General features: G+C 65.7%; 31 protein-coding genes. 18 read left to right on the forward strand and 13 right to left on the reverse strand.

Annotated features, from left to right (window positions below):
- Position 1: 1 nt before the first annotated feature.
- From GAK28_RS02935 to GAK28_RS02995, 13 genes are all read right to left on the reverse strand, one after another.
- Positions 2-757 (reverse strand): hypothetical protein, encoded by a 756-nt coding sequence (locus GAK28_RS02935; RefSeq protein WP_291774878.1) that lies wholly within the window; start codon positions 755-757, stop codon positions 2-4.
- Complete coding sequence (locus tag GAK28_RS02940; protein WP_291774880.1) at positions 754-1,359, reverse strand: hypothetical protein; 606 nt, start codon at positions 1,357-1,359, stop codon at positions 754-756. The genes GAK28_RS02935 and GAK28_RS02940 overlap by 4 nt, the downstream gene beginning before the upstream one ends.
- 1 nt (position 1,360) lies before the next feature.
- A complete protein-coding gene (locus tag GAK28_RS02945) occupies positions 1,361-2,416 on the reverse strand; it encodes a hypothetical protein (protein ID WP_291774882.1) in 1,056 nt (351 codons plus the stop codon).
- A 33-nt stretch (positions 2,417-2,449) separates the two neighbouring features.
- Entirely contained in the window at positions 2,450-2,650 is a 201-nt protein-coding gene (locus GAK28_RS02950) for a hypothetical protein (protein ID WP_291774884.1), read from the reverse strand.
- The gene (locus GAK28_RS02955) at positions 2,650-2,817 is read right to left on the reverse strand and encodes a hypothetical protein (RefSeq protein ID WP_291774887.1); all 168 of its coding nucleotides are present in this window, start codon (positions 2,815-2,817) and stop codon (positions 2,650-2,652) included. The genes GAK28_RS02950 and GAK28_RS02955 overlap by 1 nt, the downstream gene beginning before the upstream one ends.
- Complete coding sequence (locus GAK28_RS02960; RefSeq protein ID WP_291774891.1) at positions 2,814-3,026, reverse strand: hypothetical protein; 213 nt, start codon at positions 3,024-3,026, stop codon at positions 2,814-2,816. Before GAK28_RS02960 ends, GAK28_RS02955 begins: the two co-directional genes overlap by 4 nt.
- Entirely contained in the window at positions 3,023-3,337 is a 315-nt protein-coding gene (locus tag GAK28_RS02965) for a hypothetical protein (RefSeq protein WP_291774894.1), read from the reverse strand. Before GAK28_RS02965 ends, GAK28_RS02960 begins: the two co-directional genes overlap by 4 nt.
- A complete protein-coding gene (locus tag GAK28_RS02970) occupies positions 3,334-3,585 on the reverse strand; it encodes a hypothetical protein (RefSeq protein WP_291774897.1) in 252 nt (83 codons plus the stop codon). The genes GAK28_RS02965 and GAK28_RS02970 overlap by 4 nt, the downstream gene beginning before the upstream one ends.
- A gap of 2 nt (positions 3,586-3,587) precedes the next feature.
- A complete protein-coding gene (locus tag GAK28_RS02975; protein ID WP_291774900.1) occupies positions 3,588-3,899 on the reverse strand; it encodes a hypothetical protein in 312 nt (103 codons plus the stop codon).
- Positions 3,896-4,171, reverse strand: a complete 276-nt coding sequence (locus GAK28_RS02980) for a hypothetical protein (protein WP_291774903.1) — start codon at positions 4,169-4,171, stop codon at positions 3,896-3,898. Before GAK28_RS02980 ends, GAK28_RS02975 begins: the two co-directional genes overlap by 4 nt.
- A 177-nt stretch (positions 4,172-4,348) precedes the next feature.
- Positions 4,349-4,696, reverse strand: coding sequence for a hypothetical protein (locus GAK28_RS02985; RefSeq protein WP_291774906.1), 348 nt, complete (start codon positions 4,694-4,696; stop codon positions 4,349-4,351).
- Between the two features lie 22 nt (positions 4,697-4,718).
- On the reverse strand, positions 4,719-5,357 hold the full coding sequence (locus tag GAK28_RS02990; protein WP_291774909.1) for a hypothetical protein: 639 nt from the start codon (positions 5,355-5,357) through the stop codon (positions 4,719-4,721).
- Between the two features lie 13 nt (positions 5,358-5,370).
- The gene (locus GAK28_RS02995; protein ID WP_291774912.1) at positions 5,371-5,856 is read right to left on the reverse strand and encodes a hypothetical protein; all 486 of its coding nucleotides are present in this window, start codon (positions 5,854-5,856) and stop codon (positions 5,371-5,373) included.
- 108 nt (positions 5,857-5,964) lie between these two features.
- Between GAK28_RS02995 and GAK28_RS03000 the strand changes: the two genes are divergently transcribed.
- The 18 genes from GAK28_RS03000 (at position 5,965) to GAK28_RS03085 (ending at position 18,143) form a co-directional block, all read left to right on the forward strand.
- Positions 5,965-6,342, forward strand: a complete 378-nt coding sequence (locus tag GAK28_RS03000) for a helix-turn-helix domain-containing protein (RefSeq protein WP_291774915.1) — start codon at positions 5,965-5,967, stop codon at positions 6,340-6,342.
- Positions 6,335-6,832, forward strand: a complete 498-nt coding sequence (locus tag GAK28_RS03005; protein WP_291774918.1) for a hypothetical protein — start codon at positions 6,335-6,337, stop codon at positions 6,830-6,832. The genes GAK28_RS03000 and GAK28_RS03005 overlap by 8 nt, the downstream gene beginning before the upstream one ends.
- Entirely contained in the window at positions 6,832-7,146 is a 315-nt protein-coding gene (locus GAK28_RS03010) for a hypothetical protein (protein ID WP_291774921.1), read from the forward strand. The genes GAK28_RS03005 and GAK28_RS03010 overlap by 1 nt, the downstream gene beginning before the upstream one ends.
- Complete coding sequence (locus tag GAK28_RS03015) at positions 7,139-8,899, forward strand: DNA cytosine methyltransferase (RefSeq protein WP_291774924.1); 1,761 nt, start codon at positions 7,139-7,141, stop codon at positions 8,897-8,899. Before GAK28_RS03010 ends, GAK28_RS03015 begins: the two co-directional genes overlap by 8 nt.
- A gap of 8 nt (positions 8,900-8,907) precedes the next feature.
- A complete protein-coding gene (locus GAK28_RS03020; RefSeq protein WP_291774926.1) occupies positions 8,908-9,108 on the forward strand; it encodes a hypothetical protein in 201 nt (66 codons plus the stop codon).
- Positions 9,105-12,119, forward strand: a complete 3,015-nt coding sequence (locus tag GAK28_RS03025; RefSeq protein WP_291774929.1) for a DNA methyltransferase — start codon at positions 9,105-9,107, stop codon at positions 12,117-12,119. Before GAK28_RS03020 ends, GAK28_RS03025 begins: the two co-directional genes overlap by 4 nt.
- A complete protein-coding gene (locus tag GAK28_RS03030) occupies positions 12,116-13,111 on the forward strand; it encodes a DUF1376 domain-containing protein (protein WP_291774932.1) in 996 nt (331 codons plus the stop codon). The genes GAK28_RS03025 and GAK28_RS03030 overlap by 4 nt, the downstream gene beginning before the upstream one ends.
- Positions 13,098-13,763, forward strand: a complete 666-nt coding sequence (locus GAK28_RS03035) for a DUF6475 domain-containing protein (RefSeq protein WP_291774935.1) — start codon at positions 13,098-13,100, stop codon at positions 13,761-13,763. The genes GAK28_RS03030 and GAK28_RS03035 overlap by 14 nt, the downstream gene beginning before the upstream one ends.
- The gene (locus GAK28_RS03040) at positions 13,760-14,200 is read left to right on the forward strand and encodes a hypothetical protein (protein WP_291774937.1); all 441 of its coding nucleotides are present in this window, start codon (positions 13,760-13,762) and stop codon (positions 14,198-14,200) included. The genes GAK28_RS03035 and GAK28_RS03040 overlap by 4 nt, the downstream gene beginning before the upstream one ends.
- Positions 14,197-14,520 (forward strand): nuclease domain-containing protein, encoded by a 324-nt coding sequence (locus tag GAK28_RS03045; RefSeq protein ID WP_291774940.1) that lies wholly within the window; start codon positions 14,197-14,199, stop codon positions 14,518-14,520. Before GAK28_RS03040 ends, GAK28_RS03045 begins: the two co-directional genes overlap by 4 nt.
- Positions 14,508-14,936: a RusA family crossover junction endodeoxyribonuclease gene (locus tag GAK28_RS03050; RefSeq protein ID WP_291774944.1), complete on the forward strand. Its 429-nt coding sequence runs from the start codon at positions 14,508-14,510 to the stop codon at positions 14,934-14,936. The genes GAK28_RS03045 and GAK28_RS03050 overlap by 13 nt, the downstream gene beginning before the upstream one ends.
- Before the next feature lie 202 nt (positions 14,937-15,138).
- Positions 15,139-15,633, forward strand: a complete 495-nt coding sequence (locus GAK28_RS03055; protein ID WP_291774947.1) for a hypothetical protein — start codon at positions 15,139-15,141, stop codon at positions 15,631-15,633.
- 237 nt (positions 15,634-15,870) lie between these two features.
- Positions 15,871-16,290, forward strand: coding sequence for a hypothetical protein (locus tag GAK28_RS03060; protein WP_291774949.1), 420 nt, complete (start codon positions 15,871-15,873; stop codon positions 16,288-16,290).
- Between the two features lie 154 nt (positions 16,291-16,444).
- Positions 16,445-16,993, forward strand: a complete 549-nt coding sequence (locus GAK28_RS03065; RefSeq protein ID WP_291774951.1) for a hypothetical protein — start codon at positions 16,445-16,447, stop codon at positions 16,991-16,993.
- Positions 16,990-17,331: a hypothetical protein gene (locus GAK28_RS03070; RefSeq protein WP_291774953.1), complete on the forward strand. Its 342-nt coding sequence runs from the start codon at positions 16,990-16,992 to the stop codon at positions 17,329-17,331. The genes GAK28_RS03065 and GAK28_RS03070 overlap by 4 nt, the downstream gene beginning before the upstream one ends.
- Positions 17,328-17,585, forward strand: coding sequence for a hypothetical protein (locus GAK28_RS03075; protein ID WP_291774955.1), 258 nt, complete (start codon positions 17,328-17,330; stop codon positions 17,583-17,585). Before GAK28_RS03070 ends, GAK28_RS03075 begins: the two co-directional genes overlap by 4 nt.
- A gap of 1 nt (position 17,586) precedes the next feature.
- Complete coding sequence (locus GAK28_RS03080; protein WP_291774957.1) at positions 17,587-17,820, forward strand: hypothetical protein; 234 nt, start codon at positions 17,587-17,589, stop codon at positions 17,818-17,820.
- Positions 17,817-18,143 carry a hypothetical protein gene (locus GAK28_RS03085; protein WP_291774958.1) on the forward strand — a complete coding sequence of 109 codons (327 nt, stop codon included), beginning with the start codon at positions 17,817-17,819 and terminating at the stop codon, positions 18,141-18,143. The genes GAK28_RS03080 and GAK28_RS03085 overlap by 4 nt, the downstream gene beginning before the upstream one ends.
- Positions 18,144-18,381 lie beyond the last annotated feature (238 nt).

The following is an 18,381-nucleotide window of genomic DNA, read 5'->3' on the forward strand; positions in this document are numbered from 1 at the left end:
GTTAGCTGGCCTTCCGGCGCACGCTCAGCGATTCCTCGGCGTAGGTGCGAATGCCGGGCACGTTGAGCTTGGCCTGCATGGCCTTGGCTGCCTGACCGATGACCTTCTCGTCGGCCATCAGGAAGGTGAGCAGGAACTCGTCGCCCGCCTCCGCGCGCTTCGCCGCCTCGAGCACAAGGGCCTTCAGGTCGGTGACCTCGGCCTTCCACGTGACGCGTGTGCCGACGCCGGTCGGCTTGGCGGGGGTGCGCGTGGCGACGGGAAGGGGCGCAATCGAGGCAAGATCGCGGTCTTCGCGCGCAGCCTCGGCGGCCATGGTGGCTGCGACAACGCCGTCCATATCGCCGCTTGCCTGGGCAGCCTTCGCGGCCTCCAGCGCTTCCTGCTCACGGCGTTCCGCTTCGGCCTGCTCGGCCAAGCTGCGCGCCTCGGCCTCACGCCGTTCCGCATCCGCCTTCTCGCGCTCCGCGCGCTGGTAGCGGGTCACCTCGTCTCGCAGCAGGCTTTCGGCCTGGCCAAGCCGGTCGAGCGGTGCGCGGAAGAGATCCATCACCTTCTGCTTCGCGGCGTCCATGGGACGCGTGATCGAGAAACGAAGGTCTTCGATTTCCTTCCTGCGGGTGACGATGCCGCGCAGTTCGTCGCTGGCAATCGCCAGCATTTCGGGACAGTCGATCTTCACGGCGAGCGCGATATCGTGCGCGCGCTCGGCAAGCTGACCGGCCTGGGCTACTTCGGGGTAATTGATATCGGTCATGCGGCTTTCCTCAGCCATTCCTGGGTGGTGATCTGTGCGAGGAAGACCCGGAGGTCACCGCGCTCGGTGAAGGGCACCAGGCGCCACGTGCCGTCGGCGCGGAGGTGAAGGGCGAACCGGTCGATGGGCATCGCGCCGGTAAGGTCAGGACGGGTTTCACGCAGGGCGGCCTCGTACGCGCTGGTCTGCGGGCCAGCGGTGCGCGGCACCTGCGCGGTGCGCTTCGCGTCGATCAACGCCAGCCGGCCATTGAGGCGGCCGAAGAGATCGAGGGTTCCGGCATACGCGTACCGTGCGGAGTACACGCGCTGCTCGCTTAGCAGCGGCTCGAATCCGCTCATGCTGCGGAAGTTGCGCCAAGCCCTGTAGAACGGAACCAGCCCCTCGGACAGGCTTTCCGTGTCGAGCGTGCCGCGCAGGTCGAGTTCGATGACCTTATGGGTGGCTTTGCCGAGCGTGGCAGCGCGCTCCATCGTCTCGCGGTCGACGCCGCGGTATTCCTCCGCCGATAGGCGAGCGAGGATCTGGGTGACGCTGGGCACGACCCGCCCGTCGAAGCGGTATTCGTGTACAGCGTCGTCGTAGGTGAGTCGTTCCAGCATGTCAGCCGCCCTCGGCCATCGACTTCAGGTCGGCGCGGACATCGTTGTAGTTCGTCAGGTCGATGCGGACGTACTGGCCGACCAATTGCTCCCGCGTGATGCCGGCCTGCCGTGCGGCTTCCATGAGCAGCCGGTCCATCGCTTCGCTGAGGCCGTGGATGCCGGGCTCCTGATCGACAGCCGTCGGCGCGGCCGGCGAGATGGTGGACTCCTGTGTCTCCGTCAGCACGGGCTCGGCGGTGCCAGCTGGCGCCGCTTCGGCAGCGGGTGCGCTTGTTGCCGGGGCCGTCTTCTCCCGCGGCATTTCTACCGCGGCCTTGGCGGCGGCGAAGGCCTCTTCAGGGGTGGTGTCGCCTTCCTTGATCGCGGTCAGCAGGCCGCGCAGGGTGACCAGGTGGTCGAGCGAGATATCTTCGACGCCGACCACCCCGAGCTTGTCGAAGATCTGCTTGTCCGAGACGCCGAAGCGCTGGAACTCGGTGAGGGCCGCCGCGCGGTGATTCGCCAGCGTCTTGATGTCGCCCATGATGACCCTGCGGGCTTCTTCGTACATGCTGGCCCAGAACGCCTTCGGGACGCCCTTGAGGATGGCGTTGCGCAGGGCGATGGAGCACGCAGCATTCGCCGTGACGCCGATCATGTCCGCGCTATAGCGCTTACCCTTGCTGTTCGTGATCCGGCGCTGCACCTCGTAGGTGATCGCTACGTTGCGTTCGAGGTCGTGAAAGACACCTTGCGCCGTGACGAAATCACCCTGATCGCTGATGACGCGGGCGCCGGCGCGGCTGTTTCCCCACGCGGAAGCGATGATCTCGGCGAAGCGAGCGCTCGGTCCTTCGATGACCTTGCCGTCGCGTGGCAGGGCGTAGATGCATTCCTCGGCGATGGACCGGTCAAGGGTGACCATCTGCATGGCCTCGTCGCGGAACTTCTTCAGCGAGCGGGGGAAGCGGTGTGCCGTGGCGATCTGCTGGTCGATTTCCGATTTGTTGAGCATGGCGGCCATGCCCTGCTCGGCGACCATCGTCGGCAGTTCGCGTTCTACCTGGGCGTTCATCGAATCTCCTACCGGCGTCGGCCGGTGTGTGGGTTACTGGGAAACCGGGACCAGCGCACGGTGGCGCGGGATAGGACGGCGTGCGAGCTCGGCGCGCCAAGCCAGGCCCCGCGCCATGCGGGCGTCGTAGACCAGCGGCTCGAAGTCGGCACGCTGGTGCAGTTCCGCGCGAAACGCGGCAATGCGTTCCTTCGGCGTTAGCGGGTTGCAGCTACGGCTGATGGCATTGCGCATCACGTCGCTCCCTCGGTCGAAAGGGCGCCGGCCCCGGCGTGCTCCGGGGGGAAAGCGACCAGCGGCAGGACTGGTGCCGGGGCCGGCATAAGGGAATCGCGCACGGCGATCGCGATGGCGATGCGCTCGTGTTCGGGGTAGTCGTGGAGGTCGCAAAGGCCGCTCACGGGAGCCTCCCGCTCGCAGCGAGCGCGAGGATGGCGAGGCCGATGGTCAGCAGGATCGTCAGGCCCTTGGCGCTCTCGAAGAACCGCTGAAGGGTGGGCGTCGACGATGGCGGCGAGGCCTCTGCTTCGGCACGGACCTCGTGATCGCCGTCGTGCTTGATGGATGCATAGCGCAGAGCGGCGCGCTGACGCAGGGTGTGGCTCGTCATGCGGCGTCCTCCAGGCGTTGCTGGTGCATGTGGTCGAGGTAGGCGTCCACGCGGCTGGCGTGCTTCGCGGTCTTGCCCTGGTGGGCGAACCGGGTGAACGCCGCACGCAGCGCGTCGATTGCCGTGTCGTAGCGGTCGATCAGGTGATCGTCTTCGGGTGTGCGGTCGCGCAGCGGGAGGCCGCGCGATAGTAGTAGACGCATCAGCACGTCGGTATCAGCGCCATCGAAGATGAAGGCCTCGACGTAGCGCGGCATCCCCATCATTTCCTCGATGGCCTGCTCGTATTCGTCTTCCGAGTAGCGGCTCATGCCTGCTCTCCCAGGCCGTAACGCTGGAGGGCTTCGATATCGCTGCGCAGACGCGCATGCAGCGCCCGGTTCTCGGCAATCGGCATCAGGTTGAGGATGACCTTCGCCGTTTCGACGAGACGTTCAACCGCGTGCTCCTTCGCGATGGCATCCGGACCCTTGCGCGTGAGAGAAACCTGCGCGCCGTCGAGTTCGAACGGAATCGGGGGGAGGTCTAAGGGGTGGTGACCGGTGATGAGGCGATGCATCGCTATGCCCTCACTCGAGGCACGTCGGGGATGCCCCATTCGTCCAGACGTTCATTGACGAGGCCGAACTTGTAGGCATGCCCGCCAAGGGTCTGAAATGCATCAAGCGCGGCGTATTCCCCGAGCTTGTTCAACCTTTCGCAGGACTCGCGAATGGCGATGGCCTGGAATCCGAGGCCAGCACCTGCGACCTGATGGAGCCGCGCCATGAAGCGGGCCTGCTCGTCCGAGTCAAGCTCCCAGAAGCATTCCGCGAGTTGGTCGGGCGTCAGGTGTGCTTCGGCCGTGACGGTGATGTACCGGCTGTCGCTCATACGAGTCCCACCGCGCGGCCGAGAACGCCCATGACGGTCGTGGCTGCCAGAAGCGCAAACACCAGCGAAGGCGGGCGGCCGTTCATGGTCGTGGCGATGCGCTGCACGCGGTTCTGCCACATGCGGCGGGCGCCGACTTCGGCCATGTGGGCCGTGGGGTAGGTGAGGGAGGTCCGCGCGATCGTCTCGAAGGTCTTCGAATCGATCACCTCGCCGCGGAAGTCGCGGCCGGCCGGCTGGGCCTGAAACTGGATTTCCTGCTGGTCAAACATATGCACCCCCGTGCTGTTGATGGGTGCAAGGTAAAGCAATGCTTGTTTAAATACAAGCAGTGGTTGGTCCGCAGTACAAGCGACGCTTTAATCGTTTAGCTGACGTTCAGCTTTTCCGCGCAGGCAAAGAAAAGCCCCGCACGGGGGCGGGGCTTCCGGCTGCCTAGGGCGCGCGGGTCAGTTGCAGTACGTCGTATTCCCGATGACGGTGCAGCTGGTGCCGTCGCTCCCGTAGACTGTGTTCCCAATCTGCTGGTAGGAGTTGCCCTGGTTGTCGTACGTCGTGTTGCCGATGCGCTGGGTGGAATAGCCGTCGTTACCGTAGGTGTTGTTGCCGATCTGCGTGTCGGTGACACCGTTGCTGTAGTAGGTGTTGTTCCCGATCTGCTGGGCGGTCACGCCGTTGGAGCCGTACGTGATGTTGCCGATTTGCTGGTACGACGTAGGGGGTGGGGGAGGGGCGAACTGCGCCTGCGCCGCACCGGCTACGAGCCCAAGAACCACCACGCTTGCGATTCGCTTCATAACGCGCTCCCCCTCGGTTAGGTCACTTCGGTCCTGACCAGGTCTTCACCAACACGCGCACGTACTCGAGATCCTTGTTCGAGCATTCGCGAAGCCCTGGTTTTTTTAAAACTTCTTTCACGAAACTGACGATCAGGCTGTCCGCCATACCCTTCTTTTTCTGGGTGATCTTGATGTAAGCCAGGTGCCGCTTCCGCGTGGCTTCGCTTTCCTCGTTTTCGTAGGTCGGGCTTAGGCGCGCCAACCACTTGGAGAGATATGCGATCGCGTCGGGGTAGGCCGCGGCCGGAATCAGGCGGTACTGCGGGACGACCATGTGCCGCAACAGCTGGTTCCACACGAACTGGTGGGACTTACCGCTCTTGGTGCAGATATCGGCCACCATCTCCTTCAGCGTGGCCGCTTCGCGATCCGAGATGTGCACCGCGCCAGGCTTCACTTCGGCCACCACTTTGCGAGTGGTCTTTACGACGTTGATCGAGATCTGGTTGTTCGACCCGATCACCGCCGCGCTCCCGTTGCCCGTCAGCGACAGCACTTGCGCGGCCTCTCCCTTCCGTTTTGCTCCCTCATGCCTCGGGAAAGGAACCACGTTCCCCTCCCGCGACATCTTGCGAATTAGCGACTCAAGCTTTTCTTCAGCGTCCCGCTCAACCGACATTTCAATCCCCTTTTCAGTCGGTAACGGTGGCCCCTCCTAGAACACGCAGCATCCGCGACACGGTTCTCTCCGCCTGACTCACGCCCTGGCCCTCGAGGATCAGGTCATAGACAGCGAGAACCAGTTCAGCGCGTTGCTCGGCAGGCACCGCAACCTTCGTTCTGTCCAACACGCGCTCCGTTACAACTAGCGCAGCACGCAACGTATCCGTCGACGGTCTCATTTCGTCAGACGGAACCTCACCCTCCACTACATCGGCAGGGCTGGCCAGATCTTCACCGTGGAAATACGACAAGGGCTTGCCTGTAAGGCGCGCAAGGGTGCGGAAGTGTTTCTTGTCGATCCGCCCTGTCCGTAGCCAGCCACCGACTGCCTGGTCCGACACCCCGGTCTGCTCGGCGATGTATCGCTGGGTCAGCCGCGTCGGAGCCTCGGCGATAGCCGTTTTCAGGCGGGCGCGGAGCCGCTGGAGCTTCAGGTCGTCGTCTTGCTTGGCCATGCGGGGATGATCCCGGCGGCCGCCAGTGGGGGACAAGCAACCGGCGCTTTCACCTCTAACTAAAGCAATGCTTGTATCTAGATCAAGCATTGGTTTAGCATCGGCGCCATGAACCCTATCGAACGAGCGATCAAGCTGCTGGGAACGCAGACCGCCCTGGCCAACGCCATCGGCGCCTCTCCCCAGCAAGTCCAACAGTGGCTCGCCGGCACCCGGCCTGTCCCCCATGAGCGCTGTCCTCGCATCGAGGTCGCCACCGAGGGCCAGGTCCGCTGCGAAGAGATCCGCGCCGACGTCGACTGGCTCCGCGACGCCAGCGGGCGCGCCACCGGTTACCGGGTGCAGCTTTGCTCGGCGGCGGGGAAGAGGGGGAAGAAGGTCGGCGGTGACGTGGCGGCGGCTCATTCCGCTCAAGCTACGCGCCCGGTTACCACCCCCAAAAGCCCTCGCGTCAAGGGGCGGCAAGGGGAGGTGGCCCATGGATAACCAGCTTGCGGCCTGGCTGCAGCGCGGCCATCAGGCCTTGCTGGCCACCTTCCCGCCGCGGACGCGCAAGCAGTTCGCCTCGCTGATGCTGGAGACGGGGCTATGGAGCCCTGCGCGGCTCAGCCTCGACTCCGCCATCGCCCGCGTCGGCGACTGCCTGAACCCCCAGAACGGGGGAGGGCAGCGCTTCGGCATCGCGGAACTGTGGCTCTGGATGCGCGAGAGCGGCAACCACGCCTTGTACGACGCGATGTCGGATGACCTCGGCTATCGCACGGAACCCATCCCGAGCGAGCAGCGGCAGCAGGAGCTGCTTTCCCGCATCGACGATCGCTTAGCCACGGTCCTAAGCGAAATCGCCGACCTCAAGGCGCTACGCGAGCAGCTGACCAACCGGTCGCCCACTCCCACCACCACCGCCGCCCCGGCGCTCTCGGTCGTGCGCTTCAGCCGCGACCACGCCGACGACACCACTACGGAGGGTTTCTGATGCGCCACCACGCTGCCTTGTGGCAGTCCCGCGCCGACGGCGAATACCGCCGCTGCGCGCGCTGCGAAAAACTGGGGTATGGCGAGGATGCATGGCATCCGGCGACGCCGGAATTTTTTCCCGTCGTGAACGGCCGTATTCGATTCGGCCGGTGCCGCGCGTGTCATAGCGAGGTCATGCAGCATCGCTGCGGCGTCGTATCGCAGGAAGCGACGCCCGCGCGGGGCAACGTTGTCAACCTCTTCAAGTCGCCCTTGTGCCACGTCTTTACGATCCCGCACCACATCGAGCGTCTGGCGGTGGCCCATGGCTGACGGCGGCGGCTCGCAGCACGCATTCAACTTCCCGCATAAGCAGCTGGTGTCGGCGCTTCGTCCAGGAGAGATCGTTATCGATTTCTTCGCCGGTGGCGGCGGCGCCAGTGAGGCGCTGAAGCAGGCTCTCGGCCGTGATCCTGACATCGCCGTGAACCATGATCCGTTCGCCATCGGCATGCATGCGGCGAACCATCCGTTCACCCGCCACCTCCCGGCGGATGTCTGGACCGTCGATGTCCTTGGCGAGGTTGCTTGGCGAGTCGTCGGCTGGTTCCACGCGTCGCCGGACTGCACCGATTTCAGCCAGGCAAAGGGCGGTCAGCCGCGCAGCAAGGCAACGCGGTCCCTGTCGTGGGTTGTCCTGAAGGTCGCTGGGAAGCTGGCCCAGGTGGGACGTGCGCCGCGCATCATCAGCCTCGAGAACGTCAAGCAGATCCTGAAGTGGGATCCACTGGTTGCCAAGCGGGACAAGGCGACGGGTCGCGTCGTGACGCTCGATATGGTTCCGAAGGTGGACGAGGCCGGCAGGGCCGTCCTGCGACGCGGCAAGCCGGTCATGGTGAACCGCGTCTCCAGCAAGGGCGAGCAGGTTCCTCGTCGGAACCAGTTCCTTGTGCCGGATAAACGGCGCATGGGACGGACTTGGAATCAGTTCGTGGCCGCGTTGCGGGCGCTCGGGTACGACGTGGAATGGAGAGTCATCAGGGCGCGCGACTTCGGCGCCGGCACGACCCGCGAGCGCCTTTTCATGATCGCCCGCTGCGATGGTGCTCCGATCCGCTGGCCTGAGCCAACGCATGGCCCCGGCCGCGCGAATCCTTACGTCGGCATGGTGCCACACATCAACTGGAACAACCTCGGCCGGAGCATCTTCGGTCGGAAGCGCCCGCTCGTGCGCAAGACGATCCTGCGAGTCCTTGACGGCGCACAGCGTGGACATTGGCCGCAGCCGTATCTCGATGCCATGCAGGCGCTGTTGGAAGGGCGTGAGCCGCGCCTACTGCTTAACGAGGAAGAGGCACGCGACATCCTCGCCGCGATGCCGGACCTGGACGCCATGGTGATGGCCGTGGGCGGCGGTGGCGTGGCGCATGGAGCGAAGGCGCCGGGTCCGACGATCACGAAGGGCGGCAACGGTGCTTCCCCGCATCTGTTCCGTCCCGCCCTCATGCCTCTGTTGCTCGGCACACAGGGTTCGGCAGCGGCAAAGCCCGTCGACGGTCCGGCCGGCACATTCACCACTGGTGGAGCGACCAACAAGGCCCATCCGGGCTGCGCTCGGCCGCAGCTGTTCCAGCCGATCATCACGCCCTATTACGGAAGCGGCAGCGGTACGACTGGAATGCCGGTTTCGCGGCCCATGCCGGCTGCAACCACCAGGGCACGGTTCAGCGTCGCGGAGCCTGTGATCGTGTCGACGTGCAACTCGAATGGGTCTGACCGCGGGCGCGTCGCTTCGGAATCTCTGCCGACGGTCACGACGGCAAAGGGTGGGGATTTCGCTGTAGCGGTTCCCGTGCTGGTTGAGTACCGCATCGACATCCTCTATCGGATGCTCGACGCCCCGGAGTTGTTCGCCGCTCAGGGATTCCCCAAGGGTTACATCATCGATAGGACCGCCGATGGCACGCGCCTGAAGGTCCACCAGTCCATAGGCATGTGTGGGAACTCCGTGAGCCCGCCACCGCTGCGCGCGATCGCCGAGGCGAACCTCGACAGCATGCCGGAAGACATGGCGGTGGCGGCATGAAGGCGAGCATGAGCCCCCAGGATCTCATCGCCGAGGTTCTAGGCACCGACGTCCTGACGGTCAGCGAGATCGCCGGCCGTGCCCGCATGAACGAGATGGGCGCGCAGAGCGCCGTCCGCGCCATGCAAAAGCGCGGCGTCGTAATTCGGATCGCCCAGAAGAAAGGCCTCCCCGACAAGTTCCGGATGGTCGTGAGGTCGCCGGCATGAACGATGCCTATCGGGAATTCCTCGAGGCGAAGGTCTGCACGGCGCCGGAGAACGGCTTCGAGGTCGATCCAGCGCTCGTCAACCCCCGCATGAAGCCGCATTGCCGCGCCATCGTGCCGTGGCTGCTCCAAGGCGGCCGGCGTGCACTGTTCGCCAGCTTCGGCCTGCACAAGACCGTGATCCAGCTGGAGGCCGTGCGCCTGGCCAGCGACCACGTCGGTGGGCGAGGCCTCATCGTGCTGCCGCTGGGCGTGCGCCAGGAGTTCCGCCGCGATGCCGTCGAACGTCTGGGCTGGGCCGAGCCGCCGCGGTTCATTCGGCGCATCGAGGAAGCCGACGCGACCGGCGTGTACCTGACGAATTACGAGACCGTGCGGGACGGCAAGCTCGACCCGCGACATTTCGACGCCACCAGCCTGGACGAGGCGGATTGCCTGCGTGGATTCGGGGGGAGCAAGACGTTCCGCGAGTTCATGGCGGTCTTCGCCGGCGACGATCGCGCGGCAGGCGTGCGCACGGACGGCATCCGTTACCGGTTCGTCGCCACGGCGACGCCGAGCCCCAACGACTACATCGAACTCCTGGCCTACGCCGCCTATCTCGGCATCATGGATGTCGCGGCCGCGAAGACGCGCTTCTTCAAGCGCAACAGCGAGAAGGCCGACCACCTGACGCTGCACCCGCACAAGGAAGAGGAATTCTGGCTGTGGGTCGCCTCCTGGGCACTGTTTGTGCAGCGACCCTCCGACCTCGGGTTCAGCGACGAGGGCTACACGCTGCCCGAACTGGATGTCCGCTGGCACGAGATCCCGACCAACCATGCCGATGCTGGCGCGGAGAAGGACGGACAGGGCCGGCTGTTCCGTAACGCCGCTATCGGTGTGCAGGATGCCGCGCGGGAGAAGCGCGAGAGCCTGCCAGCACGCATGGCCAAGCTGCAGGAGATCCGCGCCGAGGATCTGACGGCCCACCGAATCCTCTGGCACGACCTCGAGGACGAACGCCGGGCGCTGGAACGCATGCTTCCGCGAGCCACCTATGGCCATTGGCAGGAGTATCAGGACGGCCATCCCGCCGGCCTCGAGTTGTTCGAACGCCATTACAGCGCGTTGCCCTACAACGACGGGCGGGAGCGGGACCGCTTCGCCGGTCCCGGCTACAAGACGGTCCTGCTGACTCCTGACCACCGGGCGCTGTTCGTGTGGCGGAAGTTCATCGACGACTCCGGTCAGGAGGGCGTCAACTGCGCCGTATTTCGGAATGAAGGCCCTGTCCTGTCCTCTGAATTGATCCGTGAGGCCATGGCGATCGCTTGGCTCCGCTGGCCAGGCCAGCGCCTTTACACGTACGTCAATGCGAAGAAGGTCGAGTCCTCCAATCCGGGATACTGCTTTCAGATGGCCGGATGGCGCAAATGCGGAACATCCAAGACCCGCGGCCTGGTGATCCTGGAGGCACTTCCCGGTGCCGAGGTGCCGGTTGTCGAGCGGCGCGTGGCATCGGCCAGTGTCTACGGTTCTCAGGATCTCGAAGAGCGCGAGCAGACCATCATCGATTTCAGCGACGGCAAGTTCAGCGAGCTGGCGGCGAAGCCCGTCATCGCCGGCGCCGGCTGCAACTTCCAACGGCATTGCGCCTGGGCCGTCTTCCTCGGCATCGGGTTCAAGTTCCGCGACTTCATCCAGGCCATTCACCGCATCCAGCGCTTCGGCCAGACCCGGGCCGTCCGCATCGACCTGATCTACACCGAGGCGGAGCGTGAGGTCCGGCAGCAGCTGGAGCGGAAGTGGAACCAGCACAACCGCATGGCGGACAAGATGAGCAACATCATTCGAGAGTTCGGCCTGGCCCATGCCGCCATGGCCAGCAAGCTGGCACGATCGCTCGGCGTGGAGCGCGTCGAGGCCTCGGGCGAGCGCTACACCGTCGTGAACAACGACTGCGTCGATGAGACGCGGCGTATGGGCGCCGACAGCGTGCACCTGATCGTGACCAGCATCCCGTTCGGGACGCAGTACGAATACAGCTCCAACTACAGCGACTTCGGCCACACGGACGACAACGCCCACTTCTGGCGGCAGATGGACTTCCTCATTCCGGAGTTGCTGCGCGTGCTGCAACCAGGGCGCGTCGCTGCGATCCACGTCAAGGACCGGATCACTCCGGGCGGGATCAACGGGTTCGGCTTTCAGACCGTGCAGCCCTTCAGCGACGAGTGCGTGGCGGCCTTCCAGAAGCACGGCTTCGCCTTCCTGGCCAGGAAGACCATCGTTACCGACGTGGTCCGCGAGAACAACCAGACCTATCGCCTGGGCTGGACCGAGCAGTGCAAGGACGGATCGCGCATGGGCGCCGGCATGCCGGAATACCTCCTGATCTTCCGCAAGCCGCCGACCGACCGCAGCAACGGCTATGCCGACCTGCCGGTGGTGAAGGACAAGGCGACGTACACGCGCCCGCGCTGGCAGTTCGACGCCCACGGCTTCATGCGCTCCAGCGGGGACCGCCCGCTCATGCCGGAAGAGTTGGAGGGCCTGGATCAGGCCGCCATCTTCAAGCTGTTCAAGCGCCACAGCCTGGAGAGCGTCTACGACTTCCGCCACGACGTCCGCATCGCGGAGGCCGTTGATCGCTCCGGCTGGCTGCCGACCACCTTCATGCTGTTGCAGCCCCAAAGCTGGCACCCCGATGTCTGGACCGACATCACGCGCATGCGGACGCTCAACAGCACGCAGGCGGCGAAGGGTAAGGAACAGCACCTCTGCCCGCTGCAGTTCGACATCGTCGAGCGCGCGATCGAGCAGTACTCCATGCCTGACGAGGTGGTCTACGACCCCTTCGCCGGTCTCGGCACCGTGCCCTACATGGCCGTGAAGATGGGCCGCTACGGCCGCGGCTGCGAACTGGCGAACCTGTACTTCCTCGATGCCTGCGGCTACTGCGCGGGCGCGGAGCGCGGCCTCTCGATGCCGGGCCTGTTCGACGCACTGGAACAGCAGGCCGCCGCATGAACACCCCGCTCGTACCCGCCAACGTCGACCTGACCGACTTCGACTGGATGCCGTTCGACTTCCAGCGCCTGTTCGGCAGCGACACCTGGGCGCTCTCCAACGACGCCGAGAAGGTGGCCGCCATCACCTTGTGGGGCAAGTCCTGGTATCAGCGACCGGCAGGCTCGTTGCCGTCCGATGACCGGATCCTCGCCAGCGCGCAGTTCTCCGGCGCCATGGGGCGCTGGAAGCGCGTGAAGGAGATGGCGCTGCGTGGCTGGCGCCTGTGCGACGACGGGCGCTACTACCACCCTGTCGTCTGCGAGAAGGCGCTCGAGGCCTGGCTGGAGAAGCTATCGCAGCGCTTGAGCAGCGGCGCCGGCAACGCCAAGCGCTGGGGCATCGACTTCGACGCCTCGCCCATCGAAGCGGATATCGCCGATGCGCGCCGCTTCCTGGTGGCACTCAATCCGCAATCCCGTGCGTTGATGAAACGCCGGTCATCGGGAGTCCCATCGGGACCGAAAAAGCCTCCCACCGGGAATGCGGGCGGTATCCCACCGGGATTCCCGTCGGGATCGCAAGAGACAAGGACAGGGACAGGGACAGAGACCTTTCACTTCGTAGGTAACTCATCGGAGAACCCGAACACTGAGGGTGTAGGGGAGGGCTCTTCCGCGCACCTGCCCGCGAATGTCGCCGCCGCCATCGCGATGCGCAAGGCCGGGGTGCACGACGCGCATCCGCAGTTCGAGCCCTTGCTCCAGTTCATCGCCGAGGGGGGCCGCGTCGAAGCGATCGCCGCCATCGCTGCGCAAGCCGTGAAGAACGGCAAGGGCCGCATGGCCTACGTGGTTTCCACGGCTCGCGGCCAACTGCAGGACGCCCAGCTGGCGCCACGCATAGGTGGCGGCAAGCCGAGCCAGGCCGAGCTCGGGCAATCCAACCGCGACATCGCCGCCGCCTGGTCCGGCGTCGTGATCGACTCGGAGGACTTCCATGCAGCCCACTGACAAGCCGCCGTTCTCCGCGCTGCTGGCGGACGTGATGACCTACTACCGCCAGGAGTGCACGCAGTTCCAGATCGACGTCTTCTGGGCTGGCCTCCGCATGCACGAATTCGAGGACGTGAAGCGCGCCTTCTCGTTGCATGCCCGCGACCCGGACCGTGGCCAGTTCCCGCCGCGTCTTGCCGACATCACGCGGATGCTCGAAGGCTCCACGCAGACCCAGGGCATGCGGGCATGGGCGAAGGTCGAGACGGCCGTGAAGTCCGTTGGCGCCTACCGCTCCGTCGCCTTCGATGACCCGCTCATCCACGTCGTGCTGATGGAGATGGGCGGCTGGGTGCCGCTGTGCCGGGCCGCTGCGGAGGACTTGCCGTTCAAGGCTCGCGAGTTCGAGCACCGCTACGCCGCCTACCGCCTCCGCCGAGAACTGCCGGCATTCCCGCCGCGGCTGATCGGTGAGAGCGAAGCCGAGAACCGGCTCAACGGGCGCCAGGACTACCAGGTGCGCCCCGTGCTGATCGGTGAGCCCGAGAAAGCTGTCCGCGTGATCGAGCAGGGGTCGGCCAGCGCCACCCTGCGCATCACCGACGCGAAGCACATCGCCGGCGACCTGCTGGCGCGCCTTAGCCATGACCGCAGGGAGGATGCCGCGTGATTCACCGTTTCACCCTCAACGCCGGCGGCCGCGAGAGGCCGCGAGTGCTCGCCAACGTGATGGCCTTCGTCGACAAGCTGCCGGACACGAAGTCATGGCGCATCGAGATCCGCGAGGCGAGCCGGGAGCGATCGCTCGATCAGAACAGCGCCCTGTGGGGCGTGGCCTATCCGCCGATCTGCATGGAGACCGGCTACGACGCCGACAAGCTGCATGCGGCCTTCTGCCGGAAGTTCTTCGGGACGGTCGAGGTGATGGTGCTGGGCGAGAAGGTGACCCGCGCGCGCCGCACCACCACGACGAACGAGTACGGGGAGCGCGACGTCATCGACCGCGGCACCTTCGTTCGCTTCTACGACATGGTTCAGCGCATCGCCGCCGAGCTCAACATCGAGGTGCCGGACCCCAGCCCATTCTGGCGCGAGAAGGCGGCATGACGCGCCCGAAGACGACCCCCTTGCGCCAAGAGGCCAGGGACCAGCGGTGCACCATCCGCATCCCGGGTTGCCCTGGTTGTCGCGACACCGTCGTCCTGTGCCACTACCGGCTGGACGATACCAGCGGCGCGGCTACGAAGCCGGACGACGAGCAGGCCGCCGAGGGATGCCACTACTGTCACGACGTCGTCGACGGTCGCCTCCCGCCGCCGACGGGCTACACCTACACCGATGTCCGCCTTGCCCATGCCGAGGGCGTGTTCCGCACGCAGCTGCGCCGCCGCCAGGTGTCGCCATGGAGTGACCAATGGCAGCCGTGATCGAGATCGTGGCCTACGGCACGCCCGGCCCGCAGGGCAGCAAGCGCCACCTCGGCGGGGGCGTGATGGTGGAATCGTCGAAGAAGGTGAAGCCGTGGCGCCAGGACGTGAAGGCTGCCGCGCTCGAGGCCCGCGCCGGCGCGACACCCATCGACGCCCCGGTGGTGTGCCGCATGGTATTCACCCTGCCGAAGCCGACCAGCGCCCCGAAGCGCCGCCGTACCTGGCCCATGCGCACGCCGGACCTGTCGAAACTGGCCAGGAGCACCGAGGACGCGCTGACGGAGGCCGGTATCTGGCGTGACGACGCGCGGCTGGTGGAGTACGAGCGCCTGGCCAAGGTCTACCCGGGCGAGGATCCGGAAGCCCTGGACGCTCCCGGCGTCCGCATCGTGCTGAGGGCGCTGGAAGCATGACGCCCGACTACGGCTGCACCGAAACCGGCAAGCGCCGCTACCTCACATCCGCCGATGCGCATGCCGCCGTGGTCGGCACGAAGCGCCGCGGGCACCGCGTCCGCCCGTACCGCTGCGACCACTGCCACGGCTGGCACCTGACTCACTACCTGCAAGAGGTCCGGCCGAAGAGCCGGGCACGAACCATACCGAGGCCCCTACGATGAACGCGAAGCTCGAGAAGATTGCCCAGATGGAGGGCAAGACCACCTACAAGGATTTCCGGCAGGGCTTCGCACCGCGATCGCTGGCATGCGATTCGGACGCGGACATCAAGATGGCCCTGGGTATGGCGCAGCGGAAGGTGGGGGCGGTGGCCGTGGCCGCGCTGGAAACCCGGTACGCCTCCACGCTGATGCACGAGCGTACCCTGCGCCGTGCGTGGGACCACAAGGTCCGGGAGGATGCCAAGGGGGCCAAGGCGAAGCTGCCGCCGCACGAGGTCGCCGTCCTGCGTATGGGCGCAGCCCTTGCGGTTCGCCGGCTGGCCGGGGCGCAGATGACCCAGCACGAGGTGGCCGAGTACGCCTGGCTGCTGTGTGTCCGCCGGGAGCGACTGGACGACGCCATGCGGTCCGCTGGCGGCTGGCTGGATAGCCTGTGTGGGGACGCGGAAGAGAAGTTCCTCGGGGCGTTGACCCGGACGAAGGCTGCCTAGTCCGGAAACTTGCCAGCCCCCCGGGGCAGTGGCATCTTCGGCTGGCGTCATCACCAACAGGAGGAAGAAAGGATGTCTGATAAGCCCCGGCCGACAACACCGTCCCCGCGCCCCACACCAACTCCGCGTCCCACGCCAACCCCCCGGCCCACACCGGATCACAGGCCCAGCAATCCCGGAACCCGGGCACCTGGCACCGGCAGCACCGGTCCGAAAGGCCCGCCGAGGCCGTAACGCATGGATCTGAAGGAAGTCCGTGGTTGCTACGACTACCACACAGGCAAAGCGGGTGACGTCGGTCGCCAGTTGGCGCTGGGAGGTATCGCTGTCGTGTGGTTGCTGCATGGAGATTCGCGCGTCCTGGCCTTCCCGAAGTTGCTCCTGATCGCCTTGGGGTTCTTCTGTGGATCGCTGGCGCTGGATTTCCTGCACTACCTCTCGTGCTCGGCGATCTGGGGTATCTACGGACGCAACAAGGAAAAGGATCTCCAGGGGCAGGGCATCAATCCGGCGTCTCCAGCCGCCATATTCGATGCTCCGCCCTTCATCAACTGGACTGGCCTCATCTTTTACTGGGCTAAGGGGATGGCGCTTATCATCGGTGGGGTCTATCTGGGCATCTACCTGTGGGCCCGGATAAGCGCCGCCGATGTGTAGACCATCTCGCGCGCGGTAGTCATCTTGACGGGACTGGAAAAGCAGTTAAATTCCCCACCATCCAGAACTAACTCCAGCGGCCGCCTTGCGCGGCCGTTGGCATTTGAAGGCCCCGCCATCGAGCGGGGCTTTTTCGTTGGAGCAATTGCTCGCCATGCCCATCCCGCTTCCCATCAGTCCGGCCGACGCGCTGGCCAAGATCATCGACCCGACCAGCGCGCTGTTGCCCGGCGTCCCGTGGGATGACCGGGTTGCCGTTGCGATCCTGGCCATCGGGCTGCAGGAGGGCGGCAAGGACGGGCAGATCGCCTATCGCCAGCAGATCAGCGGCCCGGCGCGTGGTCCCTGGATGTTCGAGCAGGGTGGCGGCGTGCATGGGGTGATGACTCATCAGGCCACGGCCAAGCTCGCGGGGCAGCTGCTGGCTCGCCGCGGCGTGCCGAAGACCGAACGCAGCGCGTATCTGGCGCTGGCTGGGGATGACCTCCTGGCTTGTGGGTTCGCCCGGTTGCTGCTGTACAGCGATCCCGCGCCGTTGCCGAACCTGGGCTATGCCGAGGGCATGTGGAACTACTACCTGCGCAACTGGCGTCCGGGCGCCTACACGCGCGGGAACGCGGCAACACGGACCATCCTGGCCGGGAAGTTCATGCACAACTACGACATCGCCGTCAGCGCCGTGCAGAGGGAAGCTGCGGCATGAATCGGCCCGTCATCGACAATCAGTGGACGCTGGGCAACATCGTTTCGGCGGCCACCGCGACGATCACCTTGCTTACGGTTGTCGGCAGCATGGCCTGGCGCGTCTTCAGCATCGACGCATCCGCCGCGCAGGTAAGCCAAGCCCTCGCCCAGTCGGGCCAGAACAAGACCGACATCGTGCAGCTGCGCTCCGACGTCGACATGCTGAAGCAGCGCCGCGCCGAGGATGCCGGCGCCGTGCAGAACATGCGCACCGAGATCGTCGGGCGCCTCGAGCGTATCGAGGGGAAGCTCGACCAGAAGGCCGACAAGCAGCCCCTCCGGGAGTGGACGAAGTGAACCTGACCCTCATGAAGCTCCGGCTGTGTGCCTTCTGGCGTGCCCTGCTGCCGTGGTTGCTGCTGCGCCTGCGTCAGCCCACGACCTACATCGGGCTCGTAGTGAAGGTTGCCGCCATCTTCGGCCTGACCATCACGGACTCGACCGCCGGCCAGGTGGCTGAAATCGCTGCCGTGCTCGTCGGCGCCATGCTCGTCGCCTGGGACCAGGACAAGGCCCAGCGTATCGACGACACCGACCAGGCGGGAGCCTGACATGCACATCAAGGTCGCCCGCGTCCGCTTCTTCGCCTCCTTCGCCCATTTCCGCTCCGATCTGCGCCCGCTGCACGGGCCGCAGACATGGCCATGGTGGCGGCAACTGGCGTGCAAGGCGCTGCGTCTTCAGGTCTGGGCACCGAGCACCGGTTACCGCTTGTGGGTGTATACCCGCTGGGGTGCCTGTTTCTTCGACGTGTTCATTGACCGTCGCAAGGCCGCTTCGGCATGACTTGGTTGCTGTCCCTCCTGCGCAGCGGCAAGGACTGGGCGCTGGCGATACTCGCCACGATCGCCGCGGCCGCTGCTGCCTACTTCTTCGGCCGTCGCAGTGGTTCGAGCGAGGCCACCAAGACCGCGCAGCTTCAGCAGCGTGCGGAGCAGGCCGAAACCAACGCTGCCGTGGCGCAGGCTGCGGCGCATAACGCCGAGGTCCGCCATGCCGTCGAATCCGAAACCGCCTCTCTCCCTGATGCGCCTCCTTCGAGCGTTGCCGCTGCTCCTGCTGGTACGGCCGCTGGTCGGCTGCGCGATGCTGGGTGGACACGCGACTGAGCCGAAGCCGGTCATCGTTTCCGACCCCTGTAGCGCCTGGAAGCCGATCTTCGTGAGCACGAAGGATGTGCTGACCGACGCGACCGCCAAGGCGATCCTCGATCACAACGAGACAGGCGCACGGCTCTGTGGCTGGAAGCCACGCACCACGAGCAAGAAGTAGCCCTCCCACCGCCAACCAGGCGCACCGCCGAACCACCGAACCGAGTCGCTTCCGCGAGTCGGGCAGGGTGGATCA

This window comes from Luteibacter sp. (assembly GCF_009912395.1).
Lineage (GTDB): Bacteria > Pseudomonadota > Gammaproteobacteria > Xanthomonadales > Rhodanobacteraceae > Luteibacter.

Bases quoted from the DNA above. Each gene is read 5' to 3' on its own strand.
- GAK28_RS02935 (WP_291774878.1), bottom strand. From the start codon at position 757: ATGACCGATATCAATTACCCCGAAGTAGCCCAGGCCGGTCAGCTTGCC.
- GAK28_RS02940 (WP_291774880.1), bottom strand. From the start codon at position 1,359: ATGCTGGAACGACTCACCTACGACGACGCTGTACACGAATACCGCTTC.
- GAK28_RS02945 (WP_291774882.1), bottom strand. From the start codon at position 2,416: ATGAACGCCCAGGTAGAACGCGAACTGCCGACGATGGTCGCCGAGCAG.
- GAK28_RS02950 (WP_291774884.1), bottom strand. From the start codon at position 2,650: ATGCGCAATGCCATCAGCCGTAGCTGCAACCCGCTAACGCCGAAGGAA.
- GAK28_RS02960 (WP_291774891.1), bottom strand. From the start codon at position 3,026: ATGACGAGCCACACCCTGCGTCAGCGCGCCGCTCTGCGCTATGCATCC.
- GAK28_RS02965 (WP_291774894.1), bottom strand. From the start codon at position 3,337: ATGAGCCGCTACTCGGAAGACGAATACGAGCAGGCCATCGAGGAAATG.
- GAK28_RS02970 (WP_291774897.1), bottom strand. From the start codon at position 3,585: ATGCATCGCCTCATCACCGGTCACCACCCCTTAGACCTCCCCCCGATT.
- GAK28_RS02975 (WP_291774900.1), bottom strand. From the start codon at position 3,899: ATGAGCGACAGCCGGTACATCACCGTCACGGCCGAAGCACACCTGACG.
- GAK28_RS02980 (WP_291774903.1), bottom strand. From the start codon at position 4,171: ATGTTTGACCAGCAGGAAATCCAGTTTCAGGCCCAGCCGGCCGGCCGC.
- GAK28_RS02985 (WP_291774906.1), bottom strand. From the start codon at position 4,696: ATGAAGCGAATCGCAAGCGTGGTGGTTCTTGGGCTCGTAGCCGGTGCG.
- GAK28_RS02990 (WP_291774909.1), bottom strand. From the start codon at position 5,357: ATGTCGGTTGAGCGGGACGCTGAAGAAAAGCTTGAGTCGCTAATTCGC.
- GAK28_RS02995 (WP_291774912.1), bottom strand. From the start codon at position 5,856: ATGGCCAAGCAAGACGACGACCTGAAGCTCCAGCGGCTCCGCGCCCGC.
- GAK28_RS03000 (WP_291774915.1), top strand. From the start codon at position 5,965: ATGAACCCTATCGAACGAGCGATCAAGCTGCTGGGAACGCAGACCGCC.
- GAK28_RS03005 (WP_291774918.1), top strand. From the start codon at position 6,335: ATGGATAACCAGCTTGCGGCCTGGCTGCAGCGCGGCCATCAGGCCTTG.
- GAK28_RS03010 (WP_291774921.1), top strand. From the start codon at position 6,832: ATGCGCCACCACGCTGCCTTGTGGCAGTCCCGCGCCGACGGCGAATAC.
- GAK28_RS03015 (WP_291774924.1), top strand. From the start codon at position 7,139: ATGGCTGACGGCGGCGGCTCGCAGCACGCATTCAACTTCCCGCATAAG.
- GAK28_RS03020 (WP_291774926.1), top strand. From the start codon at position 8,908: ATGAGCCCCCAGGATCTCATCGCCGAGGTTCTAGGCACCGACGTCCTG.
- GAK28_RS03025 (WP_291774929.1), top strand. From the start codon at position 9,105: ATGAACGATGCCTATCGGGAATTCCTCGAGGCGAAGGTCTGCACGGCG.
- GAK28_RS03030 (WP_291774932.1), top strand. From the start codon at position 12,116: ATGAACACCCCGCTCGTACCCGCCAACGTCGACCTGACCGACTTCGAC.
- GAK28_RS03035 (WP_291774935.1), top strand. From the start codon at position 13,098: ATGCAGCCCACTGACAAGCCGCCGTTCTCCGCGCTGCTGGCGGACGTG.
- GAK28_RS03045 (WP_291774940.1), top strand. From the start codon at position 14,197: ATGACGCGCCCGAAGACGACCCCCTTGCGCCAAGAGGCCAGGGACCAG.
- GAK28_RS03050 (WP_291774944.1), top strand. From the start codon at position 14,508: ATGGCAGCCGTGATCGAGATCGTGGCCTACGGCACGCCCGGCCCGCAG.
- GAK28_RS03055 (WP_291774947.1), top strand. From the start codon at position 15,139: ATGAACGCGAAGCTCGAGAAGATTGCCCAGATGGAGGGCAAGACCACC.
- GAK28_RS03060 (WP_291774949.1), top strand. From the start codon at position 15,871: ATGGATCTGAAGGAAGTCCGTGGTTGCTACGACTACCACACAGGCAAA.
- GAK28_RS03065 (WP_291774951.1), top strand. From the start codon at position 16,445: ATGCCCATCCCGCTTCCCATCAGTCCGGCCGACGCGCTGGCCAAGATC.
- GAK28_RS03070 (WP_291774953.1), top strand. From the start codon at position 16,990: ATGAATCGGCCCGTCATCGACAATCAGTGGACGCTGGGCAACATCGTT.
- GAK28_RS03080 (WP_291774957.1), top strand. From the start codon at position 17,587: ATGCACATCAAGGTCGCCCGCGTCCGCTTCTTCGCCTCCTTCGCCCAT.
- GAK28_RS03085 (WP_291774958.1), top strand. From the start codon at position 17,817: ATGACTTGGTTGCTGTCCCTCCTGCGCAGCGGCAAGGACTGGGCGCTG.